Genomic DNA, 19,564 nt, shown 5'->3' with positions numbered 1-19,564 from the left:
TCGCATTCTAGCGGAGTGCAGTCGCCCTCACGGCTGCCATGCTCCATCGGGACCGCCGTCCCGCAGCCCATCCGTCGCTCCCGTCGTACTGTTCCCCGTGTAGTAGCCCTTGCGGTAGCTCACGCGATAGGCCGAGGCATCCGGAGTCGTGAGCCGTACCGTGATCGAGTGATAGTCGCGGTGCGCATGAAGCGAATGCTTCGGATAATAGCCAATCAGGTATTCGGTACGCAGAGCCGTCGAGAGCCGCTTAAAAACGCCTTGCAGATTCCCATCCGCTTCGTAGTAGTACTCGCCTCCCGTGGCCTCAGAGAGCGCAATCATCGCGTGCTCGCCGCCCACGTCGCGGCCCGCGTCGTTGATGACGGGCAGATCGATCACGCTGAAAATCATCGTCTCGGCGCGCACGGCCCGGTCGAGCGCCTGCTGGTAGCTACTGTTCGCCACCGTATTGTCGCCATCTGAAATCACCACCAGCACTTTGCGCCCCGGCCGTTGCGCCAGTTCCTCTGAGCCATAGGCGATAGCCGCGTACAGAGCGGTCGCAGGACCTTCTGAAAGCCTGTTCAGTCCGCGATCAATCTTCTTCAGGTTATTGGTAAAGGGAACCACCTCATGCACGCGCGTGTTAAAGTTCACAATCTCCACGCGGTCCTCGGGCCGCAGCGTGGCACGAAGAAATTCGCGTGCCGCGCGCTTCTCTTCGTCGAGGTCCTTGCGCACGCTGCCGCTCGTGTCGATGGCCAGCACGATTGAGAGCGGCAGGCCGGTTTGCCGCTCAAGCACTGCAATTTTCTGGGGATGTCCATCTTCGCTGACAGCAAAATCCTGCCGCGTCAGCCCGGTTACCGGAGCGCCCTGAGCATTCGTAACATTTACAAATACATTTACCAGCCCCACCTGCACGCGCAGGGGAGGGAACTGCGTCTGCTGCGCGGCCGCCATGGAAATAAGCCCGCAAGCGGCCATTCCCAGCAGGCCCGTAAGGGCTGCTTTCACGGCAGCATCTCCGGCGGAAACGGGTCGCCATCCGCCCACACCGCGCCATCCACGAAATGCTCTTTCTTCCAGATCGGCACGGTCTTTTTCAGCGTGTTGATCAGCCACCGGCAGGCGTCAAACGCTGCCGCCCGATGGGCGGAGCAGACACCGATCAGCACACTCGATTCGCCAATCTCCAGCCGCCCAAGCCGGTGCACCATCACCACGTCGTGAATGGCAAACCGTTGCTTTGCCTCGCCGGCAAGCTGCCGCATCTGTTCGAGTGCCATCTCTTCATAGGCTTCGTAAACCAGGTAGAGCGTCTGGCGTCCGCGGGTCTGGTTGCGCACAATGCCGTCAAAGCTCGCTACCGCGCCGTCTTCCGGGTGCCGTACTCTGGCCAGCACCGCATTCGCGTCGATCAGATCGCGCGTCAGCCATACATCGGGCAGTCTGTCCTCCTGCGACCCGCCGCTCACCGGCGGCAGCAGAGCCACTTCATCGCCTTCCCGCAAAACCTGCTCCCGGCTTGCATACTCGCGATTTACCGCTACGGCCATCGTCTGCCATACAGAATTCTGCAGACCGGTTTGTTCCCGCTGCAGTTCCACCATCCTGGCTACGGTGCAGCCTTCCGGCAGATTCACACTGAAGTCGCCGCTCGTCAGCATCTCCCGCAGCATTCCAAAAGCCAGCACTCGCACGCGCATAGCATCAGCATACGCGCGCATGGCTCAGGGCTTCCGGGCCGGACGAATCAGCACCTCGCTCACAAACGACTGCGGCCTCTGCTCCATCAGCATTGCCACAATATCGGCAATGTCCTCGGGCTGAATGCGTGCCGCCGCGTTGGCCGGTTCATGGCCGCCAAAGCTCGTGTTCACTGATCCGGGAGCAATCACCGATACCCGCACGCCATAATCCCGCAGCTCTTCAGCCACCGAATAGGTCAGCCCATTCAGTGCCCACTTTGAGGCCGAATACGCAGCGCCATTGCGCAGCGGATTATGACCGGCCAGCGACGAAATGTTCACGATATGCCCACTCTGGCGCTCGATCATCAGCGGTGCCAGCGCCCGGATCATCAGGTAGGGCGCTCGCAGATTCGTCGCCATCAGCTCATCCCAGTCCGCCGGCTGCATGGCGTGCAGCGGCGCGCCCATCCTGCTGATGCCGGCATTGTTTACCAGAACGTCGCAACGCCCATACCGTTTGCGAATCGTCTCACCCAGCGCGGCAATCTCTTCCTCCTGCGTCAAATCGACCGCAAACAGCTCAGCCCGGCCACCTTCACTTTCAATTTGAGCGGCCAGTTCCTCCAACCGTTCGCGATGGCGGGCCACCAGCAACACCTGCGCTCCCAGCCTGGCCAACCGCCGTGAGACGGCCGCCCCAATTCCACGGCTGGCTCCTGTAACAACGCCAACTGCATCTGCATCCATGCTCATCTCCTTTGTAAACAAGGATGCGCCGCCGTCAGCAGGAGTATCCGCCGGAAGCAAAAATCCTCTTTCCTGGCCCTGGCATGCCTCTTCCGGCCAGGTTCCAATTGCGTCATTCTGCAGAAGCGGGGCCGCCTCTCACTTGTTTTTTGCATGTTGTGGTTTCTATAATCCAGCATCATTGCAGCACTTTGCGGGATTTCATGCATCTCTGACTAGGTGGAGTCTGTACGTGTCTGCAGAATCAAGACAATCGGTTACCATGCATCCAGTGAGTCTCAGGAGCTTTGGAATGAAGAAGGTCGTAATCGCTTCCGTGCTGGCAGTCGCCTCCGCCTGCACACTTTGCGTTCTGCCCGCAGGGGCACAGAATTCGTCGGGCTCAATCACCATGAAGCCGGCCGAGTACAACGCCTATAACAACGCCATCAGCCAGACCAGCCCCGCGGCTCAGGCTTCGGCCATTGAACAGTTCCTCAAGGACTACCCAAACAGCCCGGTCCAGCTCTCCCTGCTCGAAAAGCTCGTCGCCGATTACCACGCTGCTGGTGACGCCGCCAAGACTCTCGATGCTTCCAAGCGCCTCCTCAAGGTCGATCCCAACAACGTCCGCGCGTTGCTGCTCATTGCTTACGAAGAGAAAGCGCAGGCTGGCACCAGCAACACGGCCCTGCTGGATGAAGCAGCGTCCTATGCTCAGAAGGGGCTGAACGTCACCAAGCCGAGTGATCTCACGGCGGCTCAGTACGATTCCGTCAAGCCGATTTTTGAAGACGTCATCGGCAACGATGCCCTCGTCAAGAAGGACTACAAGACCGCGATTCAGGCCTTCACCCAGGAGCTGAAAGACTTCAGCAACCCGGCCGACACCACCAAGGGCTACGCGATTGTGGATACCTACAATCTGGCCAATGCCTACATCCAGCAGAATCCCCGCGACATTCTGAATGCCATCTGGTTCTTCACCCGCGCCGCGCAGTTCCTGCCCGATCCCGGCAAGACCACGGCGGAAAAGGCCGCGGAGTACTGGTACCAGCAGTATCACGGCAGCATGGACGGCTTCCCGGCCATCCAGCAGTTGGCCCAGGCCAATGTCTTCCCGCCCGACAGCTACAAGATTTCGCCAGCGCCGCCGCCGCCCTCCAAGGCTGATCTCGCGCATCAGGCCATCACCAGCACGCCCAATCTCAACTCGCTCTCGCTGCATGACAAGGAATACATCCTTGCCAACGGCAACCCTGACGATGCCGGCAAGATCTGGGATATTCTCAAGGGCAAGGTCGCCGAGATTCCGGGTGTCGTGATCTCCGCCACCGCGGACTCCGTGCAGCTTGCGGTTTCTCCCGACGCGCAGAACTCCCACACGGCTGACTTCACCATCAACATGAAGAAGCCGCTCAAGAAGGTTCCGCAGCCGGGCGACAGCGAGACCTACATCGCGACGTTCTCGTCCTACACGCCAAATCCGCTGATGATCATCCTCGACGATGGCCTGCCCAAGCCGCCCGCGGCTCCGCACCATCACGTGGTGCATCATCACCCCCGCCGCTAACGGCGGAATCCACTGAACCTTTACAGGGCGGCCCGCGTGGCCGCCCTTTTTATTGCCCGCGCAATGGTAAAGTGAGCCTTATGAAGCTGCTTTCTACGATTGGATTGGCCACACTGCTGCTCGCCGCTCCCCACGCTCGCTCCCAGACCGGCACTTTGCTCACGCAGCGTCAGGCTCCGATGCACTTGCGGCAGGTCAACAGTTCTCAAATGTCGTCAGCTGATCGCGCCGTGGTCACCGGCTCATGGTCCTCGGTGCAGCAGAAAGCGCAGTTTTTTGGCTATGATCTCTCTGCTTCCGGCTGGAGTTACGTGCAGGTCCAATCGCCAGACACGCCGGATTACATCATGCTTCAGTTTCGCCGCCCTCACGCCACCTCCACCGGGGCGTCGGCCTTCACCGCGCTTGTCTCGCGGCAGGGAGGCAAAGTATGGGTCGTGCCTGTGCTCTATGGCGGAGCAACGCCCTGGAAGTCCGCCTCGACCATGAACTACACGCGCGAGGTTTTCAATCGCGCCGTGCCTCTATCGCTTGCAAAGCATGCCATCCACCCTGATGGTAACTGGTCTCAGCTTGGCCTCACTTTCACATCGCTTGCCGGCGATGACGCCGTGGTGCTCTCCGCTCCCTCTGGCAAGCTCAAGTGGATCAAGGCGCCGGGCGCCACCCTCATCGTCACGCAAGGGCATCCCTATCGCACCGTGCAGTTGTCTGACGTGCATTTGCAAGGCGCTTACCGCATCTGGGATCTCGCCTTTGACGCTCAGGGCCGTCTCCTGCGCGTTCGCACCGCGATCCAGCCGGATACCCCGGTTCGTCTGCTCCATGCGCAGGCTCCTCCTCCCGGAGTCATGCTGCCGAATCCGCCCGCGCCGCAAGGCAAAATCGTCCCCACGCCGAACGGGTCGCAGTAGCGCCTGAGCAAGCCAGGTTAGAGCGCCATGCTGAGCTGCGGCGCTTCGCTCCAGGGCGGTTGCTCGTGGCCATGTTTCGCCGGCGTCAGCAGGGTCTCACCCTCACGCAGCACTTTGATCCGCTCCTGTGCTCCCCGCTGTGCTGCGGCCGCCAGCAACCGCGGCAGCGGTTCCTCCAGCGGCTCCTTCGAGAGCCGGAACGTCCCGTAGTGCATTGGGATCATCCGGGCCGCGCCCACGTCAAAGAAGGCTTGCAGCGCATCTTCGGGAGTCGTGTGCACGCTCCGGATCGAATCCGGACTGTAAGCCCCGATCGGCAGCAGCGCCACCTCCGGCCTTAGCCGCGCCACCTCGCGAAATCCCTCAAAGTACGCAGTGTCGCCGGAGTGATACACCGAGTGCCCATCCCCCTCCAGCACATAGCCGCCATACCCTCGATGGTCATCGTGAAAATAGCGCGTGCCCCAGTGCTGCGCCGGAGTCATCACCACGTGCAACCCATCCAGCCGAAGCTCATCCCACCAGCCGAGCGTACGCACCCGGGCAAAGCCAAGCGAGTCCACCAGGTCTTCGACGCCCTCCGGAACCACAATTTCCGGCAGCGGCCGGGAGTGCCGCTCGTTGTGCTCCAGAATCGCCCGCAGCGATGGCAGGTTCAGATGGTCCATGTGCGCGTGCGTCTGCAGCACCACGTCCACCGGCGGAAGGTCGCTCACATCCACGCCCGGCCGACGCATGCGGCGCAGCAGCACCAGCCAGTGTGCAAACACCGGGTCTACCAGTACGTTCTTGCCCGCAATCTGTATCAGGAAGGAAGAGTGGCCGATGAACGTGATGCCCAGGCCGCCCGAACGCACGAGTTTCGGCTTCTGCGGCACTCCGGTCATCGGTTCGAAGAGCGACTGCCGCAGAACTTCGCACGCGAACTTGACCCGCCCCGTCACGCTTCTGCTCAAAAGGATGCCTTTCGCCGTTGCAGTCTGTCTGCCGTTGGCAGATGCTGCTTGCATTATCGAAAGAATCCGTTAGAACCAGTTTAATTCTCTTCCGGCTGGTGAATCCAGTGCGGCTCCGGCATCCTAGGGAGAGTATGGAACCTATGCTCTTCAAAACGCACGGGAAGCGGGAAATTCTCGACATCACCGATTCCATCCAGAAACGGCTGAGTTCCCGGGCCGCGGGCAGCGGCATCTGCTTTCTCAACGTGCTGCACACCACCGCCGCGCTCACCACGGCAGATCTTGATCCTGGAACGGACCTCGACATGCTCGATGCCTTCGAGGCCATGGTGCCGCATTTGCATTACCGGCATCCGCACAATCCCGAGCATGTGCCGGACCACATTCTCTCGGCGCTCATCGGCACGGCTGTGACCATCCCGTGCTCCCAGGGGCAACTGGTGCTCGGCACCTGGCAGCGCATCATCCTTGTTGAACTGGATGGACCGCGCACCCGTCAGGTGGTCTGCAACTTCCTGCCGTTACCGGACTAAACTCGCCCTCTGCGGCCTTCCGCGAGCCGGTCACACCATCGCCGGTGGATGCACTTCTTCGCTTACCAGCCGATGGATGCCAAGCTGTAGCACGCGGGCCGGCAGGTAGATTTCCACGCAAGCGCCCGGCAGGCTTGATTCGCAACTGTTATAGATACGAATGCTGCCGCCGTGCTTTTGCACGATGCCCAGGCTCACCCACAGGCCCAGTCCCGTACCCGCCTCGCCCTTCGTCGTGAAGAAGGGCTTGAAAAGCCGGTTCCCGGTATCGCCGCTCAACCCGGGGCCGCTGTCCACCACGCGAATCAGCACGCCGCTGCCCCGCAACTCCTCGGCCGACTGATCTTCAATGCGCACCTGAATGCGCCCGCCCGGCCCGGCAGCGTCCATGGCGTTCACCAGCACATTGGTCATCACCTGGCGCAGCTCGGCGGGGAAGCCCTCGATACGGCAATGTCCCTCGTAGTTTTGCTCGACAGTGATGTTCTGCTGCATGGCCCGCCGCTCCAGCAGCAGCAATACACCCTGCGTCAGCTCGCTCATGATTACCGGCACCGGATGCTCCGACTCGCGATACAGGCTCAGCATCGTGCGTGTGATCTGAATCGTGCGGGCCAGCTCCTGCTTGGCCATCTTCAGATGCTCGCGCTGCAGTTGCGGATCTTCCTCGGTTTCGATCAGATAGTGAAGATTTGCAATTGCATCCAGAGGATTGTGAATCTCATGCGCGATGCTCGCCGCCAGTCTTCCTGCCACGGCCAGCTTCTCCGTGGTTTGCAGGGCGCGTTCCGTGCGCAGCCGGTCTGTCACATCGCGAAACACCAGCACCATGCCTGCGAATTCATTGCCGGGCCCTTGAATGCATGACGCGGTATGATCCACCAGGCACTCGCTGCCATCGCGGCCCAGCAGCAGACTCTGTCCGCTCCAGCTTGCCAGCAGGGCGTCCACATGGTCCGCGGACCAAAAATGTTCTCGAGGACGCCGGCTGGTCTCGTCCACAATGACAAAGACATCCTGTGCAGCCCGCCCCATTGCTTCCGCCGCTTGCCAGCCCGTCAGCCTCGCCGCCGTGGCGTTCACAAAGGTGACTCTGCCTTCCGCATCGCAGCACAGTACACCTTCCCCAATGGACTCCAGTGTCGTCTGCAGCCACTGCCGGCTGCGTGCCAGCTCTCCGCTGATCCGTTCCTGTTCGTTGAGAGCCTTGCGGTAGCTGCGGGAAACTCTCGTCAGGCTCTGCCGCGTCAATGTCGCCAGCAGCAGGCCCAGCAGCAGCGCGCTCAGTGCAATCGCCTCGATGGTGTGCCGCTTGAAGCTCGCAATCGCGGCCGCCTGCCGCTCCCGCCGCTCATGCTCCAGGTCGAGCAGCTCACGCAGCGTCTCGTGAATGGAGCTCATCTGCTGCCAGCCGCGCGCATCGTTCTGCGCAATCGTGAGGCCAAAGGTCTTCCCGGCAAGCGTCTCCTGCGCCCAGCCCATCCAGAGCAGATATTGGTCGTTCAGCGTTTCCAGCAGGGCATCGGCTCGCGGATCGCCCAGCGCCATTTTCTGTAGCTCGGCCATCCGGATGCGGGTGATCGTGTGCAGCGGCACCAGCGCGCTCTGTTGCGCTGCGCCGCCCGCGATCTCATGGCGGCGCGCCAGAGCCTCCTGAGTGCCGATCAGGTCCTGCAGTTGTTCGGTGGCGGTCACCACTGTGTCAATTTTGTTCAGCTTTTCATGCGCCCGCGCGTCATAGTGCAGCAGTACGGCAAAAAATAGGCCCAGCGCGGCCAGCGCCACCAGCGGAACCGCCAGCGCCGCGGCCAGCAGACGGCGAAACTTATCGGGATGCATGTTCACCACTCGGATGGCGCTTCACCATCGCAGCCACGCTGCGCAGAAATTCCTCCGTGCCCATGCCCTTCATCACACTGCAATCCACACGCTGCAGCACTTCCTCCGGCAGGTTGGGATACGCGGACAGCAGCATCACCGGAACCTCCGGCCTGATCTGGCGCAACTGGGACGCAACCTGGCCGCCATCGGCGTCGGGCAATAAAAAATCCACAACGACCCCATCGAAGAGCTGCTCCGCAAACAATTCGATGCCGGTTCTGCCATCCGGAGCCGTAACCACTTCGTAACCGGCTCGTTCCAGTACGGCCCGGCGCACTTTCAGGCCGATCACCTCATCGTCAATGCACAGCAATCTTGGCTGGTCAGACACTGCTTGCCATCCCGTCCTGAGCCGGTCGGACTGCCCTTGGAAGCCCGGCCCAACCTAGGATAATAGCCCTGTATTTCCAGTATGATCCAGACGAATTAACAGAAACTTTGCAATCTCTTTGCCTGTTTGCGATAGCCTTTGGATGAAAATCGGGTCAATATGACACTTGGCACCGCAACCTGTGACACCTATGGATGAGTCCCGCTTGAGCCAAACTATTTTTGTCCTTGAGGATGACGCCGACATCGCGCGCCTCGTGCAACACAACCTGCAGTCCGCCGGTTACGCCATTCGTCTCTACAGCACGCCGGCCAATCTGCTCAGCGATGCCGAGCGCCAGCCGCCCGCGCTCTTCATGCTCGATATCATGGTGCCCGGAGGAGATGGTCTCGACGTCTGCCGCCGCTTGCGCAACCATGCCGCGCTCAGCAGCATTCCCATCATCTTTGTGACCGCCCGCGCTGGCGAAAATGACCGCGTGCTCGGTCTCGAACTTGGCGCCGACGACTACATCACCAAGCCCTTTGCTCCCCGCGAACTACTGGCGCGCGTCAAGGCCGTGCTGCGCCGCTTTGAGCGCCCCTCCACGCCTTCGCTCATCAGTTTTGAAGATGTGGTCATCGATGCCAGCGCCATGCAGCTCAAGGTGCGCGGCGAGCTCACCACCACCACCGCGACTGAGTTCCGCCTGCTCGATTATCTGGCCCGCCACCCGGGCCGCGTCTTCAGCCGCGACCACCTGCTCGATGCCGTCTGGGGCGACGCCCGCTTTGTCACTCCCCGTTCGGTCGACGTTTACGTCCGCCGCATCCGCGAGAAGATTGAGTCCGATCCCGAAAACCCGCGCTTCCTCAAGACCGTACGCGGTGCCGGATACCGCTTCGAAATTCCAAAGCCGGCGTGAGTGATTCGGCAGAGAGATGGCAGAGGCGCCGGGATGGCCACCGGCTTGAGTATGGCGACACGCTTAAGGATGAGTAGAGGCTAAAATTTGACGGGCCGGGTCTTCACCAAACTGCTGTTGTCCTCCCTGCTGGTCCTCGTCATTGGGACCGCCGTGCTGGACTTCACCCTCGGCGGCATTGTCAACAATTCGCTGTTGGATCAGGCCCGGCAGGCGCTTGCCGGCAAAGCTGCGCTCGTCGCCGTCCATCTGCCGCGCCGCGCCGCGCTCGATCCGCAGGCCTTCGTCCATTCCGAATCCCTCGCCGCTCTTGCCGACGTTACGCTCTTTGACGCTCAAGGCCACATGCTGGCCACCAGCAACCCCAGCGGCCACCCCGATACCGGGGCCGCTTTCCACCAGCTTCTCGATCGCCGCATCCCGCGTGCGCTCAGCCGCCGCGACGGCAGCCTCTACCTGACCATCCCGGCCGGCGGCGATTACCTGCAACTGCGCCAGAGCCTCGACAACGTGCGCAGCACCATGCACCTGCTGCGCCGCGACCTGCTCGTGGCCTCCTCGCTGGCCGTGCTGCTCGCCATGCTCATCGCGGTCTATCTGGCACGCCGCGCGGCGCGCCGCATGGGCCGCATCGTCACCTTTGCCAACCAGATTGCGGCCGGCGATCTCTCCGCCCGCATGAACGAGGCCGATCTCGACGAAATCTCCTCGGTCGCGCATGCGCTCGACACCACGGCCAGCCGTCTTGAGCAGAGCTTCCATGCCCTCGAGTCCAAGCAGCGCGAGCTCGCCGCCCTGCTCGACAGCATGCAGGAGGCCGTCATCGCCGTCGATGCCGATAGCCTCGTCAGTTGGTCCAACACCGTCATGCAACGCATCGCGCCCGGAGCTATCCGCGAGGGGCGCGCCCTGGTGCAGACCATCCGCGATCCCGATGTGCTGGCCTGCGTGCAGGGTGCGCTCGAGCATCGTGAGATTCGCAGTGCCAAGGCCCGCAGCGTGCTGCCCGATCATGTCTTTGAGGTCAACGCCGCGCCCACCCCTGACGGAGGCGCCGTCGCCGTGCTCCACGACGTCACCGGCATCGAGCGTGCCGAGATCATGCGCCGCGACTTTGTGGCCAACGTCTCGCACGAGCTGCGCACACCGCTCACCTCCATCTCCGGCTATGTCGAAACGCTCCTCGACACCACCCCCGACCTGCCCCCGCACGTGCAGGAATTCCTCGGCATCATCCTCAAAAACGCCAATCGCATGAACCGCCTCACCGAGGACCTGCTGGCCCTTGCCAATGTCGAGTCCGGCGAATACCAACTGCACCGCCAGCCCATCGCCGCCTCCGCCCTGCTCGAAGACACCATCGAGGGCCTCGCCGGCATGCTGGTGGACTCCGGCTTCCTGCTCAAGCAGCGCGAGACCACCAACACAAAAGTTCTCGTGGATATTGACGCCATCACCCAGGTCTTCGGCAACCTCATCGAAAACGCCATGAAGTACGGCCGCACCGGCCAGTCCGTCACCGTCGGCGCGCGCGACTGCGACGGCTGCGTCGAGTTCTACGTGCAGGACTACGGCCCCGGCATCGCGCAGGAGCATCAGGCCCGCATCTTTGAGCGCTTCTACCGCGTTGACAAGGCTCGCTCCCGCGAGTCCGGCGGTACCGGCCTCGGCCTCGCCATTGCCCGGCACATCGTGCTCGCCCATGAGGGCACCATTCACGTGGAGAGCGAACTCGGCTCCGGAGCGACCTTCATCGTCCGCCTGCCCGCCGTCGCCTGACCCTGTATCTCCTGGGCCAACCCGGCCATCTGATTTGCAGGGATTTCATCTGCTGCGTCATCTCCTGTAATGGAACCTCGCCACACTCATCAGTAACCGGCATCTCGGCGACAGCGCATCCTCCGGGGCAGGGAAGACGCCAGGCCGAGCCGAGACCGGCAGATTTCAGCGGCGGAGGTCATCGCGGCTGCCATGCGGGGGCGGACCCGGTCAGGTTCGCCCTCATTTTTCGCCATAAAAGGCGCACAAAAGCGCCAGGATTCATGCATTGTTTAACTCCGCCATTTATCGTGAAGTATTGCGATTTTTTAGCGGACTCCGGCTTTAGTGTTCTCATAGAGTGAGTGGTTCCTTCCGGCAGCGGCACGGCTCCCGCCGGAGGAAGGGTTTGGAAAGGGGCAAGGCAACGTGGGTGTTGGAATCGAAGTAAAAGACTTAAACGCGTGGTACGGCACAAACCATACGCTGCACGACATCACGCTCAATATCCCCGCGAATGAGGCCACCGCGCTCATCGGTCCGTCGGGCTGCGGAAAGTCCACCTTTGTCCGCTGCCTCAACCGCATGCACGAGACCACCCCCGGCGCTCGCGTCTCCGGTTCGGTGCAGATCGGCGACATGAACATCTACGACGGCATCTCGCCCGTCGCCGTGCGCCGCCGCATCGGCATGGTCTTCCAGCGCCCCAATCCCTTTCCCACCATGTCGATCTATGACAACGTCTCGGCCGGCCTGCGCCTCAATGGCTTCCGCAACCGCCGCGCCCTCGATGAAGTGGTGGAGCGCTCGCTCAAGCACGCCGCCCTCTGGGACGAAGTCAAGAACGACCTCAAGCGCAAGTCAGGAGCCAGCCTCTCCGGCGGCCAGCAGCAGCGCCTTTGCATCGCGCGCGCCCTCGCCGTCGATCCTGAAGTGCTGCTCATGGACGAGCCGGCATCCGCGCTCGATCCTGTCTCCACATCCAAGATTGAAGACCTGATCTTCCAGCTCAAGTCGCAGTACACCATCGTCATCGTCACGCATAACATGCAGCAGGCCGCGCGCGTGGCCGAACGCACCGGGTTCTTTTTGAATGGAAGACTTGTCGAGTTTGATTCAACTCACAAGATATTCACAAACCCCACCGATAAGAGGACCGAAGATTACATCACGGGTAGGTTCGGATGATGCGCCTTCGTTTCCATCGCAGTCTTGACGATCTCAAAGAGAAGCTTCTGGTCATGGCCGGCATGGCTGAGCAGGCCATTCAGCGCGCCGTGGAAGCCTATCGCGTTCGCGACCTCTCCATCTGCGATCTGGTGGATCGTGGCGAGCTCGCCATCAACCGCTTCGAGCGCGAGATCGATCAAATGGCGCTCGATCTGCTCGCCATGGAACAGCCCATGGCCATTGATCTCCGCTTCGTGCTCGCCGTCATCAAGATCAACGCCGACCTTGAGCGTGTGGGGGATTCGGCGCGCACCATATCCGATCGCGTGCGCGACCTGCAGAAGATCGCCTCGGCGGAAATTCCCGTCGATCTGCCCCGCATGGGCAGCCTCGCCACCGCCATGATCCGCAAGTCCATTCAGTCCTTCATTGAGGCCGATGCCGACATGGCAGAGTCCGTGCTCTCCATGGACGACAACGTGGACAAGCTCAATAGCGGCGCGCATCAGACCCTGCTGGCTCTCATGAAAGAGAAGCCGGAACTCGCGACCCAGGCCTTGCATGCCCTCATGATCTCGCGCGCTCTCGAGCGCGTGGCCGATCACGCCACCAACATCGCCGAAGACGTCATCTTCTGGGTGCGCGGCGCAGATGTTCGCCATCACGTCCGCGAAACGGAAGCTACCGGCACCGGCCGCTGATTCCGCAGCTCAATTCTTCTTCAGCCCACGTCCCGCAAACGCGACGTGGGCGTTTTCATCCGGACCGCCCGCACTGCTGCTACTCCTCCCACCAGTCGAGCCGATTTCCGCCCTCCAGCCTGGGATAATAGAGCGCCAGCCGCACCGGCAGGTTCGTTCCTCGCGCCGTGCGCAGCACCTGCGCATAAGCCTGTAACTGCGGAGCATACACACTACGCTCGCGCCTCAAAAAATCCTCGGCGCTCTCGCCGCCCATGGGGGTGCTCGTCTTGTAGTCCACAATCCACAGGTAGCCATCGCTCGCTTCCAGCGGCCGCGCGCCAGCCTGAAAAACCCGGTCCGCCCGCAGCGTCCGCAGCACGCCATCCGGCCCACGCCCCGTCCACGACGGCTCCGATTCGCCCCCCTCATGCTCGCCCAGAATCCATCGCGCTTCTTCGTCGGCTGCACACTGTTCCAGCATGCGCAGCACTTCGCGCACAGCCTCCCGCACCTGTTCCTGAATTAGCGCATGATCGCCCAGTAGCCGCAGAACTTTCACTTCAAACCCCGCGGCATCCCAGCGGCCCGCCGCAATCTCCGCGCCCATCCGTTCGAGCATCGTGTGCAGCACCTGCCCAACGGCGCGCGCCAGCCTCGACCCCTCTGGCCTGCGAAAGCAAGTCTCCCGTCCGGGCGACTGCAACGCTCTCGCTTCCATGCGCGCGTCTTTGCCCTCATCGAGCGTCCACTCCGCGCTCAGCGGCAATCGCCGTACTCGCGTGCCGCTCGCGGCAGCCGCTGCGATTTCTTCCAGCACTCCCGGCACGGGCCGCGCGGCAGGGAATTCGATCACCTCGCCCGTGCGCTCCGTCTCCGCCTTCGGCATCGCCATCTCAAAGGCCCCTTCCAGCGCGGGCCACGCCGTAGCAAGCAAAGAACCGGCGGAAGGCTTGCGCAGGCCCTTTTCTCCATAGGTCGCCGTGCCTATCAGGTGCAGCTCCTGCCGCGCGCGCGTGCACGCCACATAAAAGAGCCGCTTGCGCTCTTCGCCATAGCGCTGCTGCTTTTGCTTCTGCACCCATGCATACAAAGGGTCTTTCGTTCCGCTGCCTTTGGCGCCGATCGGCGCAACAAAAAAAACATCCTTGCCCGTCTCTGGATTCGGTCTCTGCAGCGAAGTCACCAGCGGCTGCTTCTCCCTGCCCGAGCCGCGCTCCAGGCCGGGCACAATCACCACATCAAAGCCCAGTCCCTTCGCCTTGTGCATGGTCATGATCTGCACGCCGCAGCGTTCACTCACCGCAGGATCAGGCTGCGCAAACAGCCGTTCCAGCTTCTGGCTGAACTCGCGCGTCAGCAGCTCCGCCCCGTCCGGAGAAACCTCATCCAGCAGCGAGAAGAAAACCTCGGCATTCTCCCGCTCCGCACCTTCCAGGCACAGTGGCCCTCCCAGCGCATGCCACGTTCGCTCTACCCATGCGGAAAACGACGCTGTCTCCCCGGGCCGTGTCCGTGCCGCCGCTGCCCGCTCCATCACTGCCAGCACGCGCCGTACCCGCGCCTGTGCTTCCTCGCCCAGCCGCGCCAGGTTTTGCTGCATCAATTCCAGCATCGGATGCCGGCTGCTCTCAGCATCATCGCCTCCGGCCAGCCGGTGCAATTCCTCCAGAGACAAGCCGCACCACGGCGCGCGCAGCAGCGACAACCACGCAATGCGGTCCATCGGATGCACTAGCGCACGCACCAGCGCCATCAGGTCCAGCATCTCCTGGCGCGCGGCCAGCGATTCAATCTCCACCGCGCGAAAGGCGATGCCTCGCCGCCGCAGCGCAGGCACAATCCATGCCAGGTGCGAGCGGTTGCGCACCAGCACCGCTACGCGATACTCCTCGCCGGCGGCCCGTGCCGCTGCGATGCGCTCCGCATGCTGCTCAATAATCTCGGCAACAGTCTCGGCCTCCGTGAGCCGCAGTGCGCGCTTCTGCTCCGCGTCAGCATCTGTGGAGCAGAGCTGCGCATGCACCTGCAACGGAGGCTCGTAAATCGTTGCCACCTCTTCCACCGCCGCCGAAGAGGCTTCAAATTCCACTCGCGCTCCCGCGGCTCCGGCAGTAGCCGCAAACACCGGCTCAAACACATCATTCAAGGGTTCAGTCAATCGCGCATGCGACCGGAAGTTCACTCGCAGCTTCAGCGTCTCCGCAGTCAGGCTCTCGCCCAGTCCCTGCTCGCGCACGCGTTCAAACAGCTCGACCTCCGCCTGCCGGAAGAGATAAATCGACTGCATCGGGTCGCCCACCAGGAAAAATGTGCGGCCATCCTCCGGCATCCAGTGCTCCACCAGTGATTCCAGCAACTGGTGCTGCTGGCGCGAGGTGTCCTGAAATTCATCCACCAGAATGTGCCGCAACTGCTCGCTCCAGCGCATGCCGCTCTCGCTTTGGCCCAAAACCTCAAGCGCCGCGCGGCTGATCTCCAGAAAGTCCACCTGGTTGTATTCCGCAAACACCACGCGCAGTTCAGCCAGCGCGCGCCGCAAGGCAACAAACAGATGCCGCAGCGTTTCCCACTGCGCATCCTCGTAATGCACCCCGGGCAGCGTCTGAATTTGCTGCATCGCCGCAAGCAAGCCCGGCGTCCTCCGGCAACTGTCCATCAGCTTATCCAGGCGCGCCTTCCACTGCTTGGCTTCCGGACCCTTCGACGCAGGCGGAATCCCATCCTTCACGTTGAATGACTTTCGCCACTCGCCATCCACCTTCAACAGAAATGCGCACAGGCTCTTCCAGTGCTCCGGGCTGCTCGAGGCAGAAAGCTCTCTCAACGTTGCAAGCGCAGCCAACTCTCCATCCGTGCGATGGCGCAGCGCATACTGCACCACAGCCATCAGCTCGCTGACGAGCCAGCCTCCCTCTGCGGACGAGATCAGCGCATGCGCCTGCCGCAGCGCACGCTGCACCTCATCCCGAAACGGCTGCTCCAGGTAGAAGCGCACATCCTCCCAATCCACGTCACCGGCAAGCGGAAAATGCTCCTGCCATCCATTCCGCTGCCGCAGCATGTCAGCCATCAGCTGCTCGCAATCGCCCAGATGCGTGTCCCGCAGCGAGAGCAGATGCTGAATCGCCGCGCTCAATTCCTGATTGTCACCGCCAAGGTGACGAATCGTCCGCCGCGCGGCTTCCAGATACAGTGCGCTGGCATCATCAACCGGAGAAAGCTGCCCGCCCAGCCGCGCCAGCAGCGGCTGTCCATGCGCAATACGCATGCACAGCGAGTCAATCGTTTCTACTTGCAGCAGTGCCGGCTGCTCCAGCAGCGGCCATCCGCGTTCCCGCGCTCTTGCGAGCGCCCGCCGGGCCAGCTTCCGCCGCTCATTCTCTCCGGGCTGCTCATCTGTGCTCGCCACATCGCGCAAATCCTTGAGAATACGCGCCCGCATCTCCGCCGTCGCTGCGCGCGTGAAGGTGATCGCCAGAATCTGTTCCGGCCCCTCTACATGGCCCTCGGCTAGCAGCGCGAGAAACCGCCGCGTGAGCAGGTCTGTCTTTCCCGAGCCTGCCGGAGCCTGCACCAGCACGCTCCTCGTCACCTCAATCGCACTCTCGCGCTCCGCCTGATCCACTGGATGCAACGGGCGCATTTCACTTGCGGGCATTTCCGGCTGCGGCATGTCATCAAACAGCGAAGGGGTCTCAGTCATGGTCGTCTTCTCCTTCGCTGTCGGCCTCTTCGAGTAGCGCGGCATCGAGAGCCGACAATTCATGAATGCGGCACAGGCTCGGCAGCGGACAATACTGGCAGGTCTTCTCCCCGTGTGTAGGTTTCACCGCCGCTTCCCCTCGTGCAAACTCCTCCGCAAGCTCCGCAATCGCACGCTCCCATGCATCCTGCATCGCGTCTTCATACGGAATCTTCAGGCTCTTGCCGCAATCCTCCTCATTCGCGAACAACTGCGCCGCCGCATCCCGCAGATGCCCCGCAAATTGAACCTCCCCGGCGCGAATCTTCGCAAACACCACGCCGCTCACATCTTCCACGCCTCCATGCACGGCATACAGCGGCAGTTGCGGCTCCTCCGGGCGCTCGCCCTCCCACGCCTTCGGCTCCACGTTGCCGGTCTTGTAGTCAATCAGCAGGTGTGAGCCATCTTCCAGCCGGTCGATGCGGTCTGCCTTCAGCCGCAGCTCCAGCGAACCCACCCGCACCGGCCCTAGATTCCGCTCGCAAGCCTCCACCACAAACGGACGCCGCTTCATCTCATAACGCAGCCACTCTTCCAGCCGCAGCCGCAGCCGCTGTTCCTCTGCATCCAGATACGCTCCCATCCAGCGATCTTCGCCAGCCAGTTGCCTCAAGCGGGCAAACACGCGCTCCGTATGCACGCGCAGCACCTCACCCAATTGCCCGTCCAGCATTGTCTGCCGCAGCGCCTCCAGCCCGTCGATGCGGCGAGGTTCTTCCTCAGTCCAGAATCGCCTCAGCACCTCATGCAGCAGGTTGCCCCGCTGCATGGCATCGAGTCCCCATTGGCTCTCGCGCAGTTCCGTGGCGCGCAGCCGGCGCGACGCAAAGGCCCGAAACGGACACGCCGCCTGATCCTTCAGTAGCTCCGCGCCACCCGGCGCGACGCCGTCCGCAAAGGAAACCAGCCCCGCATCTTCGTAGGACTCCAATTCGGATTCCGCCGCGGAAATAGCAACCGTGTCCAGTACAATTTCCTGTCCCCGCCCCGCCATCAGGCTGCTCAGACGCAGTTCTCCATCTGAATTGTGTCTGGCATAGCTACAAATAACTTCGCCCGCGCTCTTTAGGATGCGTTCGGTCACATGCTGCGCCAGTTGCCAGTCATCGTCGCGTTGCGCGTGCGGCATGCCGGCTGAGCGCTGCACCGCCAGGGGCAATAACGGATGCGGCCGTCCCGCGGCAGGCCATTGCGCGTCTGTCGTGCCCAGAAACCACACGCCATCAAATTCCTGTCCTGCCGCTTCCATCGGGCCCATCACCTGCACCGGCGCATCCAGAGACTCCGGCGCAAACAGCGTGTCCATCGATTGTCGTTCCAGCAGAGCCATGAAGTCCTCATAGCTCATCGCCTCTTCGTGCAGATCCAGCCGCGCTACCTCTTCGAGCACCTTCTCCCAGCGCTGCTGCGTCTGGTACTGCACGGAGTCGGCTTCTTCGCCGCCCGGCCAGCCCATCGCCTCCAGCGCCAGCCGCGCCAGTTCACTCCACGCGCCGGGCGCTCGCCGTCGACGGGCAAAGCCGTGCGTGTCTGCAAATTGCACGCCCGCCTGTAGCTGCTGCCGCACTGCATCCGGCAGGCGATAACGCACCGTCGGGGCCAGCACCTGCTGCAAGTCCAACAGGGGAGCCACGCTCTCCTGTTCGCGCATCGCCGCATCGGCCCGCGCGCAGATCATGCGCTCTTCCGCACCGCCACACAAAAAGCCTGACAGCAGCAGCCACGACGCATCTGCCTGCGTCAGCGGATGCCTCAGCCATCGCAGCGCGAGCAGTGCCGCACGCGCCACGGGCTGCTGCCCCAGCGGCCGCCCCAGCGTGAACTCATACACTCTGCCTTCCGTGTGCGGCGTCAGAATGCTCTGGCTCCCGGGCTTGAGCACTTGGCGAAACACCCGGTCAATCGCGCCGCGCCGAGCTTCCACCTGAGTACACAACACCGCCATCCTTGCTTCAGGATTCGCCTCCAATCGCTCCCGCAGCCATTGCGCGCAGCCTTCAATCTCTGCGCGCTCGCTCGCTGCCGAGGCCACCGCGAGCGGCGCAGCTCCACCCTCTCCCGCTGCTGCTTCCATCCTCGTTCCTCGTGCATGCAGCGCCTCCAGGAATGTCTGCTGTGCCGGAGTCATGCGATCAAATCCCGTCAGCACAATCTCTCCGGGGAGCCGTAGTTCACCTGCTTCTGCCGCTCGCGTCAGCCGCTCTTCCATGCGGCTCGCGCTCCACCACCCGCGCCGTTCACACTCCCGGTCAAAGCGCAGTGACCACTGGCGAAAATGCTCCGCATCTGTCTCCAGCCAGGCAATGTTGCGGGTGTCCTGCGCTTCGTAGGCGCACAGCAGCGCATAGGCCTGCTGCGCCAGCGCGGCCAGCGAGTCTGCGGAAACAACCTGTCCCGCATCCGCACCCTGCACCTTGCGCCATAGCCGCGCCTCCTGCAGCGCACTCAGCAGCAACGGCGCTTCCGTCGCGTCAAAGCTCCACTCCTCCCAAAGCTGCTGCACCCAGCTCTTCCAGTCCGCAATCGCCGGAGTCGTCCAGGCCTCGCGTCCCGCCGCCTGCTGGCTTCGCGCATAGCGCAGGTGCAGCCGCCGGGCCGCGCGTGCGTTGCCCGCAATCACCCATGCTCCGCGTGCCATCGCGCTTTCGATCTGGCCCCAGCTACTCATCGTTGTTCCCGCTCCATAGTCTGTGCTTCAGTCTAAATTGCCT

15 protein-coding genes are annotated in these 19,564 nt (G+C 62.5%); 7 read left to right on the top strand and 8 right to left on the bottom strand.

Annotated features, from left to right (window positions below; all coding sequences use genetic code 11):
• Positions 1-27: 27 nt before the first annotated feature.
• From ACP_RS04510 to ACP_RS04500, 3 genes are read right to left on the bottom strand one after another with little or no spacing between them, the layout of a single operon-like run.
• Positions 28-999, bottom strand: coding sequence for a VWA domain-containing protein (locus tag ACP_RS04510; protein WP_052294682.1), 972 nt, complete (start codon positions 997-999; stop codon positions 28-30).
• The gene (locus ACP_RS04505; protein ID WP_238525650.1) at positions 996-1,712 is read right to left on the bottom strand and encodes a molybdenum cofactor biosynthesis protein MoaE; all 717 of its coding nucleotides are present in this window, start codon (positions 1,710-1,712) and stop codon (positions 996-998) included. Before ACP_RS04505 ends, ACP_RS04510 begins: the two co-directional genes overlap by 4 nt.
• Positions 1,713-1,715: 3 nt before the next feature.
• Positions 1,716-2,423 carry an SDR family oxidoreductase gene (locus ACP_RS04500; protein ID WP_015896106.1) on the bottom strand — a complete coding sequence of 236 codons (708 nt, stop codon included), beginning with the start codon at positions 2,421-2,423 and terminating at the stop codon, positions 1,716-1,718.
• Between the two features lie 292 nt (positions 2,424-2,715).
• On the opposite strand from ACP_RS04500, the gene ACP_RS04495 reads away from it, so the two are divergent.
• Entirely contained in the window at positions 2,716-3,975 is a 1,260-nt protein-coding gene (locus ACP_RS04495; RefSeq protein ID WP_015896105.1) for a tetratricopeptide repeat protein, read from the top strand.
• Positions 3,976-4,055: 80 nt separating this feature from the next.
• Complete coding sequence (locus tag ACP_RS04490) at positions 4,056-4,889, top strand: hypothetical protein (protein ID WP_041839284.1); 834 nt, start codon at positions 4,056-4,058, stop codon at positions 4,887-4,889.
• Between the two features lie 17 nt (positions 4,890-4,906).
• Here the strand turns inward: ACP_RS04490 and ACP_RS04485 are convergent, their stop codons facing one another.
• A complete protein-coding gene (locus ACP_RS04485; protein WP_238525649.1) occupies positions 4,907-5,845 on the bottom strand; it encodes an MBL fold metallo-hydrolase in 939 nt (312 codons plus the stop codon).
• A 143-nt stretch (positions 5,846-5,988) separates the two neighbouring features.
• Between ACP_RS04485 and ACP_RS04480 the strand changes: the two genes are divergently transcribed.
• Positions 5,989-6,381: a secondary thiamine-phosphate synthase enzyme YjbQ gene (locus ACP_RS04480; protein WP_202944489.1), complete on the top strand. Its 393-nt coding sequence runs from the start codon at positions 5,989-5,991 to the stop codon at positions 6,379-6,381.
• Positions 6,382-6,411: 30 nt separating this feature from the next.
• Here ACP_RS04480 and ACP_RS17175 read toward each other — a convergent pair whose 3' ends face one another.
• Positions 6,412-8,220 carry a two-component system sensor histidine kinase NtrB gene (locus ACP_RS17175; protein WP_015896101.1) on the bottom strand — a complete coding sequence of 603 codons (1,809 nt, stop codon included), beginning with the start codon at positions 8,218-8,220 and terminating at the stop codon, positions 6,412-6,414.
• The gene (locus ACP_RS04470; protein WP_015896100.1) at positions 8,207-8,593 is read right to left on the bottom strand and encodes a response regulator; all 387 of its coding nucleotides are present in this window, start codon (positions 8,591-8,593) and stop codon (positions 8,207-8,209) included. The genes ACP_RS17175 and ACP_RS04470 overlap by 14 nt, the downstream gene beginning before the upstream one ends.
• 205 nt (positions 8,594-8,798) lie before the next feature.
• On the opposite strand from ACP_RS04470, the gene ACP_RS04465 reads away from it, so the two are divergent.
• From ACP_RS04465 to phoU, 4 genes are all read left to right on the top strand, one after another.
• The gene (locus tag ACP_RS04465; RefSeq protein ID WP_015896099.1) at positions 8,799-9,497 is read left to right on the top strand and encodes a winged helix-turn-helix domain-containing protein; all 699 of its coding nucleotides are present in this window, start codon (positions 8,799-8,801) and stop codon (positions 9,495-9,497) included.
• Positions 9,498-9,584: 87 nt separating this feature from the next.
• Entirely contained in the window at positions 9,585-11,276 is a 1,692-nt protein-coding gene (locus ACP_RS04460; protein ID WP_148215031.1) for a sensor histidine kinase, read from the top strand.
• Positions 11,277-11,684: 408 nt separating this feature from the next.
• Positions 11,685-12,443 (top strand): phosphate ABC transporter ATP-binding protein PstB, encoded by a 759-nt coding sequence (pstB, locus tag ACP_RS04455; protein ID WP_015896097.1) that lies wholly within the window; start codon positions 11,685-11,687, stop codon positions 12,441-12,443.
• The gene (phoU, locus tag ACP_RS04450) at positions 12,443-13,126 is read left to right on the top strand and encodes a phosphate signaling complex protein PhoU (RefSeq protein ID WP_015896096.1); all 684 of its coding nucleotides are present in this window, start codon (positions 12,443-12,445) and stop codon (positions 13,124-13,126) included. Before pstB ends, phoU begins: the two co-directional genes overlap by 1 nt.
• A gap of 79 nt (positions 13,127-13,205) precedes the next feature.
• Here phoU and ACP_RS04445 read toward each other — a convergent pair whose 3' ends face one another.
• Together ACP_RS04445 and ACP_RS04440 are read right to left on the bottom strand one after the other, a co-directional pair.
• Entirely contained in the window at positions 13,206-16,811 is a 3,606-nt protein-coding gene (locus ACP_RS04445) for a UvrD-helicase domain-containing protein (protein ID WP_015896095.1), read from the bottom strand.
• Entirely contained in the window at positions 16,804-19,521 is a 2,718-nt protein-coding gene (locus tag ACP_RS04440) for a PD-(D/E)XK nuclease family protein (RefSeq protein ID WP_015896094.1), read from the bottom strand. Before ACP_RS04440 ends, ACP_RS04445 begins: the two co-directional genes overlap by 8 nt.
• Positions 19,522-19,564 lie beyond the last annotated feature (43 nt).

It is taken from the genome of Acidobacterium capsulatum ATCC 51196, from assembly GCF_000022565.1.
Lineage (GTDB): Bacteria > Acidobacteriota > Terriglobia > Terriglobales > Acidobacteriaceae > Acidobacterium > Acidobacterium capsulatum.
The sequence above is the reverse complement of the archived record's forward strand: the minus strand, read 5'-3'. Positions and strand labels throughout refer to the sequence as shown.